Source organism: Antarctobacter jejuensis (assembly GCF_052266595.1).
GTDB lineage: Bacteria > Pseudomonadota > Alphaproteobacteria > Rhodobacterales > Rhodobacteraceae > Antarctobacter > Antarctobacter jejuensis.
On the sequence record NZ_JBQQXJ010000002.1, the window covers coordinates 367,837 to 385,592 of the forward strand.

The 17,756-nt window shown below is 60.9% G+C and carries 15 protein-coding genes; 8 read left to right on the forward strand and 7 right to left on the reverse strand.

The window, feature by feature from the left end:
• The first annotated feature begins 88 nt into the window (after window positions 1-88).
• The 3 genes from ctaA to ACTXGA_RS04435 all read left to right on the forward strand — a co-directional run bounded on the left by ctaA (window position 89) and on the right by ACTXGA_RS04435 (window position 3,157).
• Window positions 89-1,234 carry a heme A synthase gene (ctaA, locus tag ACTXGA_RS04425; protein ID WP_443391918.1) on the forward strand — a complete coding sequence of 382 codons (1,146 nt, stop codon included), beginning with the start codon at window positions 89-91 and terminating at the stop codon, window positions 1,232-1,234.
• Entirely contained in the window at window positions 1,235-2,710 is a 1,476-nt protein-coding gene (locus tag ACTXGA_RS04430; protein WP_443391919.1) for a carboxypeptidase M32, read from the forward strand. It abuts the gene before it with no gap.
• A gap of 138 nt (window positions 2,711-2,848) precedes the next feature.
• Window positions 2,849-3,157 carry a hypothetical protein gene (locus ACTXGA_RS04435; RefSeq protein WP_443391920.1) on the forward strand — a complete coding sequence of 103 codons (309 nt, stop codon included), beginning with the start codon at window positions 2,849-2,851 and terminating at the stop codon, window positions 3,155-3,157.
• 55 nt (window positions 3,158-3,212) lie between these two features.
• On the opposite strand, the gene ACTXGA_RS04440 is transcribed toward ACTXGA_RS04435, so the two are convergent.
• Both ACTXGA_RS04440 and gyrA read right to left on the reverse strand, forming a co-directional pair.
• Window positions 3,213-3,623: a DoxX family protein gene (locus tag ACTXGA_RS04440; RefSeq protein WP_443391921.1), complete on the reverse strand. Its 411-nt coding sequence runs from the start codon at window positions 3,621-3,623 to the stop codon at window positions 3,213-3,215.
• Window positions 3,624-4,099: 476 nt separating this feature from the next.
• The gene (gene gyrA / locus ACTXGA_RS04445) at window positions 4,100-6,835 is read right to left on the reverse strand and encodes a DNA gyrase subunit A (protein WP_443391922.1); all 2,736 of its coding nucleotides are present in this window, start codon (window positions 6,833-6,835) and stop codon (window positions 4,100-4,102) included.
• A 197-nt stretch (window positions 6,836-7,032) separates the two neighbouring features.
• Here gyrA and ACTXGA_RS04450 point away from each other — a divergent pair, with 197 nt between their 5' ends.
• Complete coding sequence (locus tag ACTXGA_RS04450) at window positions 7,033-7,302, forward strand: usg protein (RefSeq protein WP_443391923.1); 270 nt, start codon at window positions 7,033-7,035, stop codon at window positions 7,300-7,302.
• 117 nt (window positions 7,303-7,419) lie between these two features.
• Here ACTXGA_RS04450 and ACTXGA_RS04455 read toward each other — a convergent pair whose 3' ends face one another.
• The gene (locus ACTXGA_RS04455) at window positions 7,420-7,974 is read right to left on the reverse strand and encodes a lipid-binding SYLF domain-containing protein (RefSeq protein WP_443391924.1); all 555 of its coding nucleotides are present in this window, start codon (window positions 7,972-7,974) and stop codon (window positions 7,420-7,422) included.
• Window positions 7,975-8,101: 127 nt separating this feature from the next.
• Window positions 8,102-9,100 carry a porphobilinogen synthase gene (gene hemB, locus ACTXGA_RS04460; protein WP_443391925.1) on the reverse strand — a complete coding sequence of 333 codons (999 nt, stop codon included), beginning with the start codon at window positions 9,098-9,100 and terminating at the stop codon, window positions 8,102-8,104.
• A gap of 131 nt (window positions 9,101-9,231) precedes the next feature.
• On the opposite strand from hemB, the gene ACTXGA_RS04465 reads away from it, so the two are divergent.
• Together ACTXGA_RS04465 and mfd are read left to right on the forward strand one after the other, a co-directional pair.
• The gene (locus ACTXGA_RS04465; protein ID WP_443391926.1) at window positions 9,232-9,753 is read left to right on the forward strand and encodes a component of SufBCD complex; all 522 of its coding nucleotides are present in this window, start codon (window positions 9,232-9,234) and stop codon (window positions 9,751-9,753) included.
• Window positions 9,754-9,805: 52 nt separating this feature from the next.
• The gene (mfd, locus tag ACTXGA_RS04470) at window positions 9,806-13,285 is read left to right on the forward strand and encodes a transcription-repair coupling factor (RefSeq protein ID WP_443392033.1); all 3,480 of its coding nucleotides are present in this window, start codon (window positions 9,806-9,808) and stop codon (window positions 13,283-13,285) included.
• A gap of 41 nt (window positions 13,286-13,326) precedes the next feature.
• On the opposite strand, the gene ACTXGA_RS04475 is transcribed toward mfd, so the two are convergent.
• Entirely contained in the window at window positions 13,327-14,337 is a 1,011-nt protein-coding gene (locus ACTXGA_RS04475) for a COG3904 family protein (protein WP_443391927.1), read from the reverse strand.
• 87 nt (window positions 14,338-14,424) lie between these two features.
• Here ACTXGA_RS04475 and ACTXGA_RS04480 point away from each other — a divergent pair, with 87 nt between their 5' ends.
• On the forward strand, window positions 14,425-14,850 hold the full coding sequence (locus ACTXGA_RS04480; protein WP_443391928.1) for a lipocalin-like domain-containing protein: 426 nt from the start codon (window positions 14,425-14,427) through the stop codon (window positions 14,848-14,850).
• Window positions 14,851-14,867: 17 nt separating this feature from the next.
• Window positions 14,868-15,752, forward strand: a complete 885-nt coding sequence (locus tag ACTXGA_RS04485) for an endonuclease/exonuclease/phosphatase family protein (protein ID WP_443391929.1) — start codon at window positions 14,868-14,870, stop codon at window positions 15,750-15,752.
• A gap of 86 nt (window positions 15,753-15,838) precedes the next feature.
• Here ACTXGA_RS04485 and ACTXGA_RS04490 read toward each other — a convergent pair whose 3' ends face one another.
• Window positions 15,839-16,810 (reverse strand): hypothetical protein, encoded by a 972-nt coding sequence (locus tag ACTXGA_RS04490; protein ID WP_443391930.1) that lies wholly within the window; start codon window positions 16,808-16,810, stop codon window positions 15,839-15,841.
• Window positions 16,795-17,754 carry an ankyrin repeat domain-containing protein gene (locus tag ACTXGA_RS04495; protein WP_443391931.1) on the reverse strand — a complete coding sequence of 320 codons (960 nt, stop codon included), beginning with the start codon at window positions 17,752-17,754 and terminating at the stop codon, window positions 16,795-16,797. Before ACTXGA_RS04495 ends, ACTXGA_RS04490 begins: the two co-directional genes overlap by 16 nt.
• Window positions 17,755-17,756: the final 2 nt, after the last annotated feature.

Sequence of the window (17,756 nt, forward strand, 5' to 3'; positions counted from 1 at the left end):
CCGGATGCCCGCCTGCGGCGCGGCGTCCCGCACGCTTGAAGGCCCGCAACCACCGCACTACTGTCCAGCCAAAATCGCGGAGGCTGGCATGGCAACGAAACGCAAGCTGTTCGAAGAGGTCGGGGAGCAGGGGAAATCGCCTGCGGCCCCTGCAGGGGGCATGATCGATGCGGGAAAACGCGGTGCGCGCGGCGCAATCCGTGTGTGGCTGATCTCTCTTTTCCTGCTGGTGGTCGTGATGATCGCCGTGGGGGGGCTGACCCGGTTGACGGATTCCGGGCTGTCGATCACCGAATGGAAGCCCATCACCGGCGCGCTTCCCCCGATGAGCGCCGAGGCATGGCAGGTTGAATTCGACAAGTACAAGGAAATCCCGGAGTACCAGTTGCAGAACGAGGGCATGTCCCTGGCCGAGTTCAAGACAATCTACTGGTGGGAATGGGGCCATAGACAGTTAGGCCGGGTCATCGGCCTTGTCTGGGCATTGGGCTTTTTCGGTTTCATGGCTGCGCGGGCGATTCCGACGGGCTGGACGCCGCGGCTGTTGCTGTTGGGTGTATTGGGCGGCTTGCAGGGTGCGATCGGCTGGTGGATGGTCTCGTCCGGTCTTGGGGGCGAGATGCTGGACGTGGCCTCCTATCGGCTGGCGACGCATCTTGGCCTTGCCTTTGTCATCCTCGGCTTCATCGCGTGGTACGTCTACACGCTGACCTACGAAGAACGCGCGTTGATGCAGGCGCGGCGCAGCGCGGAGCCCAAACTGTATTCGATGACGACGGGTCTCTTGCACCTGACTTTCCTGCAGATCCTGATCGGCGCGCTGGTGGCCGGGATCGATGCGGGGCGCACCTACAATGACTGGCCGCTCATGGCAGGGGATTTCTTTCCTTCCAACGCGCTGGACCTGGAGCCGCTGTGGCGCAACTTTTTCGAGAACGCGGGTCTGGTGCAGTTCATCCACCGCGTGGTGGGATACCTCGTGCTGATCTTTGGTGTTGTGGTTTGGCTACGGTCGCGCCGCTCTCCGAACACGGATACCCGGTTCCGCTACAATGCGGTCTTCGCCGTCTTGCTCCTCCAGATTGCCCTCGGTATCGTCACGGTTGTGTATATTGCCCCCTGGCACGTCGCGATTGTGCATCAGCTTGGGGCGGTGGCACTTTGGGCCTTGATTTTGCGGGCGCGTTTTGCGGCGCGGTATCCCGCACCACAGAGTATCAGAGGGGCAGCCTGAATGGGTGCGTATGAAGAGTTGATGGCGTTCCAGCGCGATACAGAAGCGTTGGCGCAGGTTGCCGGACGGTTGAGTTGGGATCAGGAGACCATGATGCCACGCGGGGCCGCTGAGCAGCGCAGCGACGAACGGGCGGCGATGGAGGCGGTGTTGCACCAGCGCCGGACCGATGCCCGCATCGGCGATTGGCTGGCCGCGATCGGCGAAGAGGACCTTGATCCGGTTGCCAAGGCGCAGCTGCGCCACATCCGTCGCAGCCACGAACGCGCCATCCGTGTCCCGGAAAGCCTTGCCGCCGATCTTGCCCGTCTCATCAGCCGGGCGCATGTGATCTGGGCAGAGGCCCGCGCCGACGACGATTTCGATGCCTTTGCGCCGGTGTTGAAAGACGTGATCGCGCTGCGCCAGCAGGAAGGTGAGGCGCTGGCCGCCGGGGGCGACATCTACGACGCGCTCCTTGACGATTATGAGCCGGGCGCAAAGGCCGCGGATCTTGAAGCCATGTTCGGTGCTTTGCGGCCGCGGCTGGTTGCATTGCGCGAGGCTGTTCTTGCCAAACCTCAACCGCCTGCTTTGAACGGCACCTTCGACGAGGCCGGCCAGATGAAGCTGGCGCGCCTTCTGGCAAAAACCTTTGGCTACGACATGAAGCGGGGCAGGGTGGACAAGGCCGTTCATCCCTTCAGCTCCGGCTCCGGCGATGACGTGCGCATCACCACGCGCACCGTGCCGTTGGAGCCGTTCAACTGCTTTTACTCGACCATCCATGAGGTCGGGCACGCCAGTTACGAGCAGAACGTAAACCCCGATTACCGGATGACCCCGCTGGGCGCCGGTGCGTCTATGGGTGTGCACGAAAGCCAGAGTCGGATCTACGAAAACCAGTTGGGCCGCTCGCGCGCCTTTACTGGCTGGCTGTATCGTCAGATGCGCGACACTTTCGGGGATTTCGGCATCAACGGTGAAGAGGCGTTTTATGCCGCCGTGAACAGTGTCCGGAACGGATATATCCGGACCGAAGCGGACGAGCTGCAATACAACCTGCACGTCCTTCTGCGATTCGATCTGGAACGGTCACTGATCTCCGGGGACTTGTCGGTGGACGATCTGGAAACCGCGTGGAACGATCGGTTCAAGACGGACTTCGGCTTTGAAGTGGACAAGACGTCAAACGGGGTTCTGCAAGACGTGCACTGGTCTGCGGGGCTGTTCGGCTATTTTCCGACATATTCCTTGGGCAACGTTTATGCCGGTTGCCTGTACAAGGCACTGCGCGCCGAGGTGGCGGATCTGGATGATCGTCTGGCCGAGGGCGATACCTCATCGGCGACCGGATGGCTGCGCAAGAACCTGCAACAGTACGGCGGGCTCTATACACCGCGCGAAGTCATCGAAAAGGCCAGCGGCGCGCCGCCGTCCGAGACCCCGCTTCTGGACTATCTGGAAGAGAAGTTTTCGGGCATCTACGAACTATAAAGAATAGGCTGCCTTCAAAGAAGGTTACCCTAAGGGATGAACCACGAACAAGTACATGGTTTGTCTTTTTCTCGCTCTGCCGGGGCCATTAAGCTGACGAATTCTCAATGCATAAAAATTGAGAAATCAGGAGCGAACATGAAAAAGCTGAGCAAAATAGCGATCTTGTTTGCCGGTCTTTCCCAGGCCGCAAGCGCACAGCAAACCACACAGGCAGAGATCCTGGGCCCGTCCGGTGACCCGGTCTACAGTGTTCAGATTCTGGGGGCCGACGGCGTGACCTACGATTGTCGTCCGGAAACAGAGCGGACCGTGAATGAAATCCTGCGCTATTGCCGTCGTGTGGGTGCCGGTACCACAGGGGATTCGACGCAGATGGGTGCCGCAGCGGCGGCTGGCCTTATCCTTGCGATCTTTGCGATCAGTTCGGCCTCCGGCACAAACTGATCCTGCGTCAAAGGGCGGACCGACAGGCGGCCCGCCCTTGACCAACTGTGTTGTCTCAGGCGTTTTGCGCCGTCAGGGATCCGGTCACACGATCCAAAGACCATGCGCCCGCGCCAGCGATGGCAAGCGCCAGATACCCACCCGTCAGGGCAAGGTTTTTCAGGAACATCGTCATCTGCATCTGGTCGCTGGGCACATAGTGATACATCACACCCGACACCAGTGAGAAGATCCCCAGTGCCAGCGCGGCGATGCGGGTTTGAAATCCGACGATCAGGGCAATGCCACCGACGATTTCAAACAGGATGACCGGCCAGGCAAGACCAGCCGGAATGCCGCCGGACGCCATGTAACCCGCAAATCCCTGCACATCGCCAAGCTTGCCGATGCCAGCCATGACAAACAGCGCACCAAGCAACAGGCGGGCAATCAGCAGCCCGAAATTCGAGGAAAGAGTTGAGGACATTGAAGCATCTCCTTGGATAGGTCCGATGCCCTTGATCTAGTCTCTGCGCCAAGGATCAAACTGGCGCAGGCCCACAGGTTCTGTGCGTTTTAGCGAACGAGCCTTGTCAGTCCGAACCAATCAACTGAAGCCCGACAACCGCATCAGTTTTTTGGGACGATATACACTTTTCGAGCCTTTTCTACGCTGTCCAATCCACGTTTGACCGCAGGAATGGCTGGGCTCACCAACTGCCGCACCTGAGATGCCAGTGTTGACCGTTCAGATCGCGAACCGGTGGCTTTCAACATGGTGAGCGCGCGGTCGAAGTCTCCCGACGGACTGCGATAGCTTTCGACACCGGCGCGCCCTTGGGTCTTTTCGTTCTGAGCGTAGCGCTCATAGTGGACAGGCGCGAAAACCAACCCAAACCCGAAAAGCGGCCGAAGCAATCAGCGATGGATGCGTACCGCGCCAGCCGTTCCTGGGTTTCAGAGTTATTCCTCCTCGGTGGCGTCCTCGTCACCCTGATCCGCGATCCATGCCACGGACACGACCGTTTCTCCGGCGCCAGTGTTGAACACCTTCACGCCACCGGCGCTGCGGGAACGGAAGGAAATCCCTTCGACCGGCACGCGGATCGACTGGCCGGTGGATGTGGCCAGCATGATCTGATCGTCCAGTTCGACCGGGAAACTCGCCACGATCTCGCCGCCGCGCATACTCTTTTCCCATGCGGTCACGCCCATGCCGCCACGCCCGCGAACCGGGTAGTCGTGGCTTGAGGACAGCTTGCCCAAACCCTTGGCGGTGATGGTCAGCAACAGGTTCTCTGCTGCCGACATCTCGGCGTAGCGTTCCTGTGGCAGCGCGCTGTCCGCATTGCCTTCTTCTTCGTCAGAGGCCTCCGCGTCGTCGGCAATCCCGGCCATGGCGCGGCGCATTTTGAGGTAAGAGGCGCGTTCGTCGGATTCGGCGTCGAAGTGGCGGATCACTGACATCGACACGACCTCATCTCCATTCGACAGGCGAATGCCGCGCACGCCGGTGGAATTGCGCGAGTTGAACACCCGCACTTCGGGCACGGGGAAACGGATGGCCCGGCCAGAGTTGGTGACCAGCATAACGTCATCGTCTTCGGAACAGATGCGCGCGTTGATCAGGCGGGTGTTCTCATCCTCGCCCTCGAATTTCATCGCAATCTTGCCGTTGCGCATGACATTCGTGAAGTCCGACAGGCGGTTACGGCGCACCGACCCCTTTGACGTGGCAAAGACAATCTGCAGATCGTCCCAATCATCCTCATCCCGGTCGACCGGCATGATCGCCGCGATGGACACACCCGGCGGGATTGGCAGGATGTTTACGATGGCCTTGCCCTTGGACGTGCGACCGCCCAGCGGCAGGCGCCAAGTCTTCAGTTTGTAGGCCATGCCGTCGGTGGTGAAGAACAGCAGTTGCGTATGGGTATTGGCGACGAAGAGTGTGGTGACGACGTCGTCATCCTTGGTCGCCATGCCGGACAGGCCTTTGCCACCGCGTTTCTGCGCACGGAAATCGGCCAGCGCAGTCCGCTTAATGTAACCGGATTGGGTGACCGTGACGACCATGTCCTCACGTTCGATCAGGTCCTCGTCTTCCAGATCGCCTGCCCATTCGGTGATCTCGGTGCGGCGCGGCACGGCGAATTCATCGCGGATCGCGCGCATCTCGTCGCTGATGATCGTCATAATGCGTTCACGGCTGGACAGGATGTCGAGGTAATCCTTGATCTTGGCGGCAAGGTCTTCCAACTCATCCGTCACTTCCTTGACGCCCAATTGGGTCAGGCGCTGCAAGCGAAGTTCAAGGATCGCGCGGGCCTGTACCTCGGAGAGGTTGTAGGTGCCGTCGTCGTTCGCCGTATGGGTCGGATCGTCGATCAGCGCGATGTAGGGCAGGATTTCCTCTGCCGGCCAGCGCCGGGTCATCAGTTTTTCCCGGGCCTCGGCGGCGTCGGCACTGGCGCGAATGGTTGCCACGACCTCATCGACGTTGCTGACCGCGACGGCCAGACCACAAAGAATGTGTGACCGCTCCCGTGCCTTGCGCAGCAGATAGGCGGTGCGGCGCGCAATAACATCCTCACGGAAGTCTATGAAAGCGCTAAGAAATCCATAAAGCGTCAGTTGCTCAGGCTTGCCGCCGTTCAGGGCCAGCATGTTGCAACCAAAGCTGACCTGCATGGGCGTGAACCGGAACAGTTGGTTGAGCACCACTTCGGCCGTCGCATCTCGCTTCAGCTCGACCACGACCCGCACGCCGTCCCGGTCGGATTCGTCCTGAACGTGGGCGATCCCCTCGATCTTTTTGTCGCGCGCGGCCTCTGCGATGCGTTCGATCATCGTGGCCTTGTTCACCTGATAGGGTATCTCGTCGATGACGATGGCGTAGCGGTCCTTGCGCAACTCCTCGATCCGCGTCTTGGCACGGATGATGACGCTGCCGCGACCTTCCAGATAGGCTTTGCGCGCCCCGGAACGGCCAAGGATCACACCGCCGGTCGGGAAATCCGGGGCGGGGATGTATTCGATCAACTCTTCGACCGACAGGTCCGGGTTTTCGATCAGCGCCAGCGTCGCGTCGATGACCTCGCCCAGATTGTGCGGCGGAATCCGGGTTGCCATGCCGACGGCAATCCCTTCGGCGCCGTTGACCAGAACGTTGGGATAGCGGGCGGGCAGAACCGTCGGCTCGCGCTCCTTGCCATCGTAATTGTCCTGAAAATCAACGGTTTCCTTGTCGATGTCGGTCAACAGGGCCAGCGCGGATTTGGCAAGGCGGCTTTCGGTGTAGCGCATCGCGGCGGGCGGATCGCCGTCCATGGAGCCAAAGTTGCCCTGACCGTCGATCAGCGGCAGTGACATGGAGAAATTCTGCGCCATGCGGACCAGCGCGTCATAAATCGCGGAATCGCCATGCGGGTGGTAGTTACCCATGACTTCGCCCACGGATTTCGCGGACTTCCGATAGGATTTGTCGGGCGTATAATTGCCCTCATACATGGCGTAGAGGATGCGCCGGTGCACAGGTTTTAGGCCATCGCGCAGGTCTGGAATCGCACGGCTGACAATGACCGACATGGCATAGTCGAGGTAGCTCGACTTCATCTCGTTTTCGATCGAGATCGAAGGCCCCCGATATTCCGGGCGGTTTTCTTCTTCGTTCTCAGGGGGTTCTGGCGTATCGCTCACGTAGGGGGCCTGTTGGTTATTCTGCCATATATTGTTGGGGAACTTATATCAGAGACTAGGGATGGGGTGCAATGGTTCCGCAGTGGATGGCCCGTTAGCAGCCGCCTGCACCCGCTGCTAACACGCTGTTTTTATTGTAAACTAAAGATTCCCTTGGCAGCATTTGGGAACGAGTTGAAAAAAAAGAGGTAAAAACAATGCAGGAGTCCGAAACCGAACTGATGCTCCGTGGCTACGGCCTGACAACGGCCGAGTTCTTTTACCGGATGCCGGATTACCGCAACGTGCTGAACAGCTACATCTGGCAGGACTACGATCTGGCGCCGGACCATCCCAAACTCTTCGGCTTCATCGAATTCTGGCAGGACACGATCGACGGTCCGCTGCATTCGGTGCGCTTTACGCACCGCAAGATGATTTCGCCGGGGGAATGGCGCAACGTTGTCGGTGAGTTCCGCTATCACTGAGACGATTTAGAGCATGGGCCGGCGCGGATCATCGCGTGATCGCGCCAGCCTCAACCAATCCGAAGTGCGGGGCAGGACCGCCCATGTGTCCGTGACGAAGATTAGATTGCGTCAGGATCAGGGAATAATGCGCGAGTATTTCACGCCTTCCAGCGTCGCGCCCACGCGCAGACCGGACTGACCAAAGATCACCGCGATCACCGGGGCAAGCTGCGTTGTCGTTTCCGCCGCCAGCGTCTCGCCCTGGCTGGGTGTGGCATAGAGGATATTGGCGCCAGCTGCATAGCCGCCGGACCGGCGGAAGGTTTCCAGCGCTTCGTTGGTCATGAAGAACAAAACGTGGCTGTATTGCTGGCCGCCGATCTGCAGGCCGCCCGAGGCCTTGACCACCGAATAGTAATCCACCGTCGCGCCGTTGATCCGCAGTGCGCCCTGACCAAAACCGCCGCCCAAGCCAAGCCCGGCCTCGGTGACAAGCGGCATCACCAGCATGCCGGCGGATTTCGCGGCCAGATCCCGTGTCGCCGGATAGTTGGTGTAGAGCTGCGAAAGGGTTGCATCGACCCGTGCGTCGATCCGCGCAGGCCCTGCGCCGCCAATGCCATTGGCGCAAGCGCCCAGCAGCATGGCCGCGCCCAAGCCGAAAGTCACATGTCGTCTGGAGAGTGTCATAGGTCCGCCCGTTTCTTGAAAACCTCAAAAATCCGGCTGTTTCGCCGGTTGCGCCGTAATATAGGCGCGTGGAGCAAGCTTGTCACGACATGTTGTGGTTTATCGGCAGGGGATCGCCGCGATGTGTTCACCCATTCAACAGTCGCGCCGCCGCCGGGGCGAAATAGGTCAGCACCCCGTCACATCCAGCGCGTTTAAAGCTGGTCAGGCTTTCCAGCATGACCTTCTCGCCGTCGACCCAGCCACGCTCTCCGGCGCCCGCGATCATCGCGTATTCGCCCGACACCTGGTAGGCGAAGGTCGGTGCGCCGAACATCTCCTTGGCGCGGCGGCAGATGTCGAGATAGGGCATGCCCGGTTTGACCATGACCATGTCCGCGCCTTCCTGCAGGTCCCGTGCGATCAGCCGCATGGCCTCGTCCGAATTTCCCGGATCCTGCTGATAGGTTTTCTTGTCGCCTTTCAGCGCGCCGGAGGCGCCCACGGCATCCCGGAATGGCCCGTAGAAGCCTGAGGCGTATTTCGCAGCATAGCTCAGCAGCAGAACGTTCTGATGACCAGAGGATTCCAGCGCAGACCGGATCGCGCCGATCCTGCCGTCCATCATGTCACTGGGTCCGATGATATCGGCCCCGGCCTCGGCCTGTGACAGCGCCTGTTTCACCAGCGCCTCGACCGTGCGGTCATTCACGATCTCGCCGTCTTCGACAAAGCCGTCATGGCCGTTGATGTTGTAGGGGTCCAGCGCCACGTCGGTCATTACCGCCATGTCGGGAACGACCTCCTTGATCGCCCGGGTGGCGCGGTTCGACAGGTTGTCCGGGTTCCACGCCTCTGCGCAATCCTCGGTCTTCAGCGAGGGGTCGGTGTAGGGAAACAGGCAGATCGACGGGATACCCAGCGCGTAGGCCCCCTTGGCCGCCTCGACAACCTTGTCCACAGACAGACGGTTGACGCCTGGCATGGAGGCGATCGGCTCGACCACGCCTTCGCCGTCCCGAACAAAGACTGGCCAGATGAAATCAGCCGGGCTCAGCGTGGTTTCCTGCACAAGCGCGCGGATCGCGGGGGTGCGGCGCAGGCGGCGCAGGCGGGCGGCGGGATAGGGGGCAAGGGTCGGTTGCATGGCAAATCCTTCTCGGCGTCACCTTTGGGTGACATGGAACGCGGGAGGCGACAAGGGCCATTGCAGAGCCTGCACCCGCACGCCATAAGCGGTCTGGGCTGAGAATTACGACCAATAGAAAGAGCAGGCCTTTGGACTGGTACGGCACCGTCTTCGAAGTGATCGACTTGCGATCCTTCTCGAACCTCTGGTTCTGGATCATGTTGGCCGTGTTCTGGTCCTCGACCAGTCACTGGGTCCTTGGCGTGCCATACGACATGGTCAGTCGAGCCCGCCGGAGCGGTGGGCAGGCAGAGCAGGATCTCGAAGACCTCGTGCGCATCAACACGAACCGCCTGCTGTTCATTGCCGAGGAATCCGGCCTTTGGGTCGTGGCCATCGGATCCGCCTTTCTGACGGCAATGGTGATCCTTGGCTTCTTTTATTCCCTGGAATGGGCACAGGCGGTGTTCCTGCTGGCCTTTCCGATGACCATCGTGGGTTTGCTGAGCGTGTTTTCCGCACGCAGAATCCGCCGGGGTGAGAATAGTGGAGAGGCGCTGTGGCGTCGTCTGCGGATCCACCGGATGATCACGCAGTTCATCGGCGTGATCTCGATCTTCATCACCGCGCTCTGGGGCATGTATGTCAACCTGACGGTGCTGGTGATCTGAGGCGTCACATGCGCGGTTGACGCCGGGTGTCCGGCGCGCCATGTCAGCGCTCATGACGCAGAACCGGATCATCATGGGCGGCGCGCCCGAGGGGTTTGACGCCCGTCTCGTGCTGGACGAAGTCGACAAGGCCGCAGGGCCCGTCATTCACATCGCCCGCGATGACAAGCGGCTTGCGGCGATGCGCGATGCTTTGACCTTCTTTGCGCCGGATATGCCGGTGGTGGTTTTTCCCGCCTGGGATTGTGTGCCATATGACCGCGTGTCGCCCAATGCCGACATTTCGGCCGCGCGCATGGCGACACTGGCGGGGCTGGTGCATGGCATGCCGGGGCGGTTCGTTCTGCTGACCACCCTGTCGGCGGCGATGCAGTACCTTCCCGCCCGTGAGATCCTGCGAGAAGCCGCGTTCTCTGCGCGGGTCGGGGATCGGGTGGACGAAGAGGCGCTGCGCAACTTCCTCGTCCGCATGGGTTTTTCGCAGGCGCCCACCGTGACGGAACCGGGCGATTACGCGATCCGCGGCGGCATCATCGACATCTATCCGCCGGGCGATGGTGGGCCGGTTCGGCTGGATTTCTTCGGCGACGTTCTCGACGGCGCGCGGCGGTTCGATCCTGCCTCTCAACGGACCACGGAAAAACTGGACGTGGTCGAATTGGCCCCGGTGTCCGAAGTCATTCTGGACGAGTCGGCCATTACCCGGTTCCGGCAGAATTACCGGATCGAATTTGGCGCGGCGGGAACCGATGATCCGCTGTATGAGGCCGTCAGCGCGGGGCGCAAGCACGCTGGTGTCGAACACTGGCTGCCGTTCTTCCACGAACGCCTGGAGACCCTGTTCGACTATATGCCGGATGCGCCGGTGCTGTTTGACGATCAACTGACGCCTGCGCGCCTGTCGCGCTGGGACAGTATTGCGGATCAATATGATGCGCGCCGCCATGCCATGAGCCAGAAAAAGACGCTGGGCAGCAGCGTCTACAAACCCATTTCACCGGACCTGCTGTATCTGGACGATGCGCATTGGACCAAGGCGATAGGTCCGCGTCGGCAAGTGCAATTCCATCCGCTGCCGCAGGCCTCCGGTCCCGGCGTGGTGGATGCGGGCGGGCGCATCGGGCGCAATTTTGCACCCGAACGCCAACAGGAAAACATCAGCCTTTTTGCTGCCTTGGCGGATCATGTGAAGGCACGGATGCAGGACGGTCCGGTTCTGATCGCTTCCTACTCCGAAGGCGCGCGCGAACGTCTGACCGGGTTGATCGAGGATGAGGGCCTGGCCGAAGCGATCCCGGTCACCAATGGCACTCGGATCGGCAAGCGCGGGTTGCACCTGGCGGTCTGGTCTCTGGAGGCCGGGTTTGACGCGCCTTATCCTGAGGCCGGACCAAAGGGGCGTCTGACGGTCATTTCGGAACAGGACGTTCTGGGCGACCGGTTGATCCGTCAGCCCAAGAAACGCCGCAAAGCCGAGAATTTCATCACCGAGCACCAGTCGCTGTCACCCGGTGATCTGGTGGTTCACGTCGATCACGGGATTGGCCGGTATCTGGGGCTGGAGGTCGTGACGGCGGCGGGTGCGGCGCATGAATGCCTGCTGCTGGAATATGCCGAAGGCGCCAAGCTGTACCTGCCGGTCGAGAATATCGAACTGCTGTCCAAATACGGCCACGAAGAGGGGCTGCTGGATAGGCTGGGCGGCGGTGCGTGGCAGGCCAAGAAGGCCAAGCTGAAGGAACGCATTCGCGAGATGGCGGATCGTCTGATCCGCATCGCGGCCGAACGCGCCCTGCGCAAGGCGCCGATCATGGACCCGCCGCCGGGGGCCTACGAAAGCTTTGCCGCGCGTTTCCCCTATCAGGAAACCGACGACCAGATGAAGGCCATCGAGGATGTCATGGAAGACATGCACTCGGGCCAGCCGATGGATCGCCTGATCTGCGGCGACGTGGGCTTTGGCAAGACCGAGGTCGCCATGCGCGCGGCCTTTGTCGCCGCCATGTCCGGTGTGCAGGTGGCGGTGATCGCCCCGACGACACTGCTGGCACGCCAGCACTACAACAGCTTTGCCGAACGGTTCCGGGGGTTTCCGCTGCAGGTGGCGCCGCTGTCGCGCTTTGTCCCGCAAAAGCAGGCGGCGTTGACACGCGATGGGATCGCCAAGGGATCAGTCGATATTACCGTTGGTACCCATGCGCTGCTGGCCAAGGGGATCCGGTTCAACAATCTCGGCCTCCTGATCATCGACGAGGAACAGCGCTTTGGCGTGCAGCACAAGGAACGGCTGAAGCAGTTGCGGTCGGACATTCACGTGCTGACGCTGACGGCGACACCGATCCCGCGCACGCTGCAACTGTCCCTGACGGGGGTGCGCGATCTGTCGATCATCGGCACTCCGCCCGTCGACCGTCTGTCGATCCGCACCTATGTCAGCGAATTCGATCCCGTCACCATCCGCGAGGCTCTGCTGCGCGAACACTATCGCGGCGGGCAGTCGTTTTTCGTGGTGCCGCGCCTGACGGATATCCCCGAGGTCGAGGAATTCCTGAAGGATCAGGTTCCGGAGGTCAGCTATGTGATCGCCCACGGCCAGATGGCAGCAGGCGAGCTGGATGAGCGCATGAACGCCTTTTATGACGGCAAGTTCGATGTGCTGCTGGCCACGACCATTGTGGAATCCGGCCTCGATATTCCCACGGCCAACACCATGGTCGTGCATCGCGCCGATATGTTCGGCCTCAGCCAGCTTTATCAGATCCGGGGCAGGGTGGGCCGGTCCAAGACCCGCGCCTATGCCTATCTGACCACCAAACCGCGCGCCAAACTGACCCAGACCGCCGAAAAGCGCCTGCGGGTTCTGGGCAGCATCGACACCTTGGGCGCGGGCTTCAGCCTCGCCTCGCAGGATCTGGACATTCGCGGCGCGGGCAACCTCTTGGGAGAGGAACAGTCGGGCCAGATGCGCGACGTGGGCTACGAGTTGTACCAGTCGATGCTGGAAGAGGCGATTGCCAAGATCCGTGCCGGTGAGATGGAAGGCCTCAGCGAGGCCGACGATCAATGGGCGCCGCAGATCAACCTTGGCGTCCCCGTGCTGATCCCCGAGGACTACGTGCCGGATCTGGATGTGCGCCTGGGCCTGTATCGCCGCCTGTCTTCGCTGACCACCAAGGTTGAACTTGAAGGTTTTGCCGCAGAGTTGATCGACCGTTTTGGCAAGCTGCCGCGTGAGGTGAACACCCTGCTTCTGGTCGTGCGGATCAAGGCCATGTGCAAACGGGCGGGCATTGCCAAGCTGGACGGCGGGCCGAAGGGCGCGACGATCCAGTTCCACAACGACAAATTCGCCTCGCCTCAGGGGCTGGTGGAATTCATCAACGCGCAGAATGGTCTGGCCAAGGTCAAGGACAACAAGATCGTCATTCGCCGGGACTGGAGCCGTGACAAGGACAAAATCCAGGGCGCCTTTGCCATTGCCCGCGATCTGGCCGAAAAACTGGCCGCGGAAAAGAAAAAGGCCAAGGCCTGACGCCTTGGCCCGTCAATCGGGCGCTCTATTGCGCAGCACCGTCAGTAGGGTAGATCGCTCAGCCGGGCGGTCGGGTCGACAGCCGCGGCAAGATCCAGATAACCGCCGTCCACCTGATCCAGAGGCGCGGTTTTTGTGCGGGCGGATCCGCTGGGCGTATAAAACTGACAGCCCTCGCCGGTCATGTCATTTGTGATGACCTCGACATTGTCGCCCCAATCTTCGGAGGTCCAGTTCACGAAGTTTTCCTGCCAATAGTCGTTCACCGTCGCGCTTTCATCCCGTTCCCAGGCTTTCTGATTGGCGCAGGCGCGGCGAAAATCCCGTTCACTCATGGTCAGGCCGGCATTGCGCAATGGGCCGACCCTGATGTCCCAGCGCCCGGCCTGATCCACGGTTTCGACGTACATCATGCGGTCCGGCGGCGTGCGCAGCATCGCGGCCACCAGCGAGGGTTTCAGATGTTCGCCGTCCTCGAACCCGCGGTTCTGCATCAGATCCTCAATGGTGCGGGCCAATGTTTCCATCGCCAGCGCATAGGCCTGATTGACCATGCGTGCCTCATAGCGGCCGTCCGGCACCTGCAGATCGAAGGCGTGAAAGCCCAGCCGCGCGGTCGGATGCATGACCCGCCATTTGTACAGACCGCTTTCATGTGCGTGGAAACTGCCCGCCATGAACAACAGCGCGCAGGCGCTTTCGCATGTGGCGCGCTCCTCCAGTTTGGTCCCGATGCCAAGTTCGCGGAACATGGCGGCGAGCTTCAGCGCGTCGGGCACCGCGCCGCCGGGGCTGTCCAGACAAACCACAGCGACACCGTACTGCCCCTGATCGCGCCACCGTTGGATGGAGTCGCCAACAGCGCGGACAAGACGATCCCCGTCACCCGGCTGGAACTGACCTGTGATATAATGCGTGCAGGCGACCGTCGGGTCCGCGTCCTGAATGTCGAAGGCTTCGTTTGTCATGCCGACCACGCGCAGGTCGGCGGCCTGCGTGACCTGAGCGGGCAGAGTGAGCAGGCAGAAAAGAGTTGCGGCAAGACGTTTCATCGAAGGCGCTCCGGAAAATAAGTTCGATTTCAGTATTCCGCAGGCGTCACGCAGCGGTCAAACTCTCAAATGAGACAGGAGGTTGAGATGGCAAACGCAGAGGATCTGATCGGGACCTGGCGGATGGAATCCTGGACGCGGACCTCTGTGGCAACGGGGGTGGTTTCGGACGCGCAGGGGCCGAACCCCATCGGGTATGTCGCCTATCATGCCGACGGGCGGATGATGGCAACCGTGTTCCGCCGGGACCGTCCGGCGCGGGGCGATGCACCTTGGAGCGTGGAGCAAAAGGCGGAACTGTTCGACAAGATGCTGGCCTATGTCGCGTCTTACACGCTAGAGGCCGACAGGGTGGTGCATCACGTCGAAGGCGCGTGGAACCCGGATTGGGAGATCGACCTGTCCCGTCCCTTCAAGCTGACCGGTGACCGGCTGGAAATCAGCGGTGCGCCGGGGGTGGATCCCGTGACGCATGAAGAGGTGATCTATCGCATGACCTTTGTCCGGGTTTGACGGATGCGCAGCCAGTAATGCGAATTGCCACGTTCAACCTTCAGAACCTGCGCCTGCTGTCCGAAGGGGGGCCGCATCTGTTCGGCGCACGGGACAGGGATGATGACGAGGATCCGGCGCTGGACAGGGATGACCGCCGTCTGACGGCCGAAGTGCTGGCGCGGGCGGATGCGGACGTGGTCGCCCTGCAGGAGGTGTTCGATCAGGAGAGCCTGGATTTCTTTCACGACAGGTTTCTGGCTCCGTTGACCGCGCCTTATCCCTGGCGGAGATGTCTGCCGGGCAATGATGGCCGGGGTCTGGACGTCGCGGTGATGTCGCGCAGGCCTTGGGATGATCTGCGCAGTCATGCGGACCTGACAGTCGGCGATATCGGGCTGTCCATGCCGGAAGGGGTCGATCCGCTGCAACCGGTCTTTCGCCGGGATTGTCTGCAGGTCGGCTTTGGGGCGCTGACGGTCTTCATCGTGCATTTCAAGGCGCCGTACCCGGATCCCGAAAAAGCGTGGCAGATGCGCCGGGTCGAGGCCGAGGCCGTGGCACGCTTGGTCTCGCGGGCCGGCCCCCTGTGGCTGGTGGCCGGTGACCTGAATGAGCCGCAGGGTACAGATCGGGCGGTGGCGCCGTTGGAGGCGCTGGGAGAAAACCTGATGCTGCGGCTGCCAGAGGCAGAGCATTGGACCTATTTCCAGCCAGACACCGGGCGATGCGATACTCCCGATGGGCTGATCGCGTCAAAGGCGCTGGCAGAAAAATCGACGGGCCGCCGCCCCGAGGTTTTGCGCATGGGGCTGGGGTACGAAAGCGCCCGGTCGTCCGCCACGCGCCTTTCCGGCACCGGCGTCCATCGCCCACATGCAAGCGATCACGCTGCGGTGGTGATGGATTTGGAGGGGTTATGAGGTGGTGTCCACGCGTGGACAGGTTAGGGGGAATGCAAGATCAAGGGGTTACGGGGACGTTTTCACATTCCATTAACGGATTGGCCCTAAGGAAGTTCCGGTTTGGGGGGTGGTACGCGCAGCGTCTGGACCTCTTCGCCGGGGCATCCGTTAGGGAGTTCGAGGCAGTCGCATTTATGCGCAATCGGCGCGGCTGCTTGGAGACCGAGTTCCGTCAAAACCCTGGCCTCGTGTGCTCGGCACTGGGACAGTGTAAGATCCGCCAGTCCGCCAAGGGTCGGAACCTTGGCGCAGGCGTTACGGATCATCGAGTTCTCCACCTCCGGAAGGTTAGCGAGACGCCGCAGTTCTTCCATTTCAAGGGCTGTCTGGCAGGCATCGTGAATTTCCAGTGCGGTTACGCTGACGATAGTCAATGAGCCGACAACAGGCACGCTTTCGAGGGGCATTGACGCAATATTCCGGGTGGCATTCACGCCAGAGCGTTGAACGATCTTGGCTGATATCGTGTCAATCTTGTCGAGCGCTGCTGTGGGAAGTCGGGGCTCCTTGCGCAGTGTGGTGAGGTCTGTTGACGTTTCCAAAAGCGCGTTGGAGGTTTTCTGTAACTTCGCCCTGGCGGTGTCGAGGCTCGCTTTCGACTTGGCTAGTTCAAGCCCGAGTTTGCCCGCCTTGCGTTCTTGCGCATCCAGACTGGTCTGCAACTGGGCTATGCGCGCTTTGCTCTTTTTGCCGTCCAGTTCCAGTTGTTCGGAGCGCGTTCGTTCGGCCTGCAATTGGTTCCGCAAGTCATCAGAGCGCGATTTGGTTGCCTGTCTTTCCGCTTCCAGTTTGTCTGCACGTCGCGTGGCGTTCTTTTCGCTTTCACGTGCCTCTGCCAATTCCGAAGCTGCCGCAACGGCCGGTTGGATCGCAAGGCGTTGCGCTGCGGCGAGCATCAGGTTGGCGAGTGGTGCAAAGGCAATGGTGAGAAGGTTGAAACCAAGAGCGCAGACCACGGCCCACAATATGACCGCAGTTTTGGTAAGCCTGAAAAGACGCTTCAGTCCTGTGAGCATTTTTCGTGCAGGCTCCAGTAGGTCTCGTCCTTGGTCAGCGCACCGTTGAATGCATGGCCCGTCAGGGCGCTTGTTCCGGTTTTCGAGAAATGACAGGGGGCATCGGAATGCGCCAGAAAGAGCGCAAAGACATCTGGATTGGTCGTGTAGTAGGCCACCGTAATCAGGGGGGTCACGTTGTCATCCCTTTTGGCGTCGACATCCGCGCCAGCGGCGATCAATCGCTTTGCGATGGCCAGTTCGTTGGTCTTGTTTTGGGGGACCACGTGCAGCGCGGTGTTTCCATCAAAGTCGGTTTCACCAATTGCGGCGCCTGCCGTCAGGAGAACCTCGATTTCCAGAAGGTCCGCGCGCTCTGTCGCGCGCTGCAGCGGTTCGCGCCCCTTGCTGTCATCAGCATCCGGATCAGCCCCGCCAGCAAGCAAGGCCGCGAGGATCGGTGCGGAATTCGGACGGTCGGAAGTCAAATGCAGGGCGGTATCGGCGCAGGTTCCAGCGTAACAGGTGTCAGGCGGGATCCGTTTGTCCACCTCGCTGCCCCATACCAGAAGGTAGGAAACCACGGCGCTGTGCGAAGAGTCCCGTGCAGCATGGTGTAGTGGGGGCAGGCCCTCGACCGTGGTCAGAGAAACATCCGCACCATGTTGCAGCAAAGCGAGAACGGTCTCAGGGCGTGCGGTGCTGGCGGCAAGGTGAAGCGGAGTTTCCCCGGTCTCTGTCCGTTCTGTCAGACCGCGGTTCGAGGCCAGGCAAGTTTGCACATCCTGCACTTGTGCTGTTTCCCAAAATCCGGGTTTGAGCCAAACGGGGCAATCTTCGGCGACGGCCAAGGATGCAAAGGAAACAGCTACGAAAAAAATAGATAGAAACAGGTGCTTGTAGCGCATGAAAGAACTTTCGAAAAACCAGGCGGGAGCAAGCACCAAGGTGAGCGAGGAGCGCAAGT

Bases quoted from the DNA above. Each gene is read 5' to 3' on its own strand.
- ACTXGA_RS04475 (WP_443391927.1), bottom strand. From the start codon at position 14,337: ATGAAACGTCTTGCCGCAACTCTTTTCTGCCTGCTCACTCTGCCCGCT.
- hemB (WP_443391925.1), bottom strand. From the start codon at position 9,100: ATGCAACCGACCCTTGCCCCCTATCCCGCCGCCCGCCTGCGCCGCCTG.
- ACTXGA_RS04455 (WP_443391924.1), bottom strand. From the start codon at position 7,974: ATGACACTCTCCAGACGACATGTGACTTTCGGCTTGGGCGCGGCCATG.
- mfd (WP_443392033.1), top strand. From the start codon at position 9,806: ATGACGCAGAACCGGATCATCATGGGCGGCGCGCCCGAGGGGTTTGAC.
- ACTXGA_RS04440 (WP_443391921.1), bottom strand. From the start codon at position 3,623: ATGTCCTCAACTCTTTCCTCGAATTTCGGGCTGCTGATTGCCCGCCTG.
- ACTXGA_RS04480 (WP_443391928.1), top strand. From the start codon at position 14,425: ATGGCAAACGCAGAGGATCTGATCGGGACCTGGCGGATGGAATCCTGG.
- ACTXGA_RS04450 (WP_443391923.1), top strand. From the start codon at position 7,033: ATGCAGGAGTCCGAAACCGAACTGATGCTCCGTGGCTACGGCCTGACA.
- ctaA (WP_443391918.1), top strand. From the start codon at position 89: ATGGCAACGAAACGCAAGCTGTTCGAAGAGGTCGGGGAGCAGGGGAAA.
- ACTXGA_RS04490 (WP_443391930.1), bottom strand. From the start codon at position 16,810: ATGCTCACAGGACTGAAGCGTCTTTTCAGGCTTACCAAAACTGCGGTC.
- ACTXGA_RS04435 (WP_443391920.1), top strand. From the start codon at position 2,849: ATGAAAAAGCTGAGCAAAATAGCGATCTTGTTTGCCGGTCTTTCCCAG.
- ACTXGA_RS04485 (WP_443391929.1), top strand. From the start codon at position 14,868: ATGCGAATTGCCACGTTCAACCTTCAGAACCTGCGCCTGCTGTCCGAA.
- ACTXGA_RS04430 (WP_443391919.1), top strand. From the start codon at position 1,235: ATGGGTGCGTATGAAGAGTTGATGGCGTTCCAGCGCGATACAGAAGCG.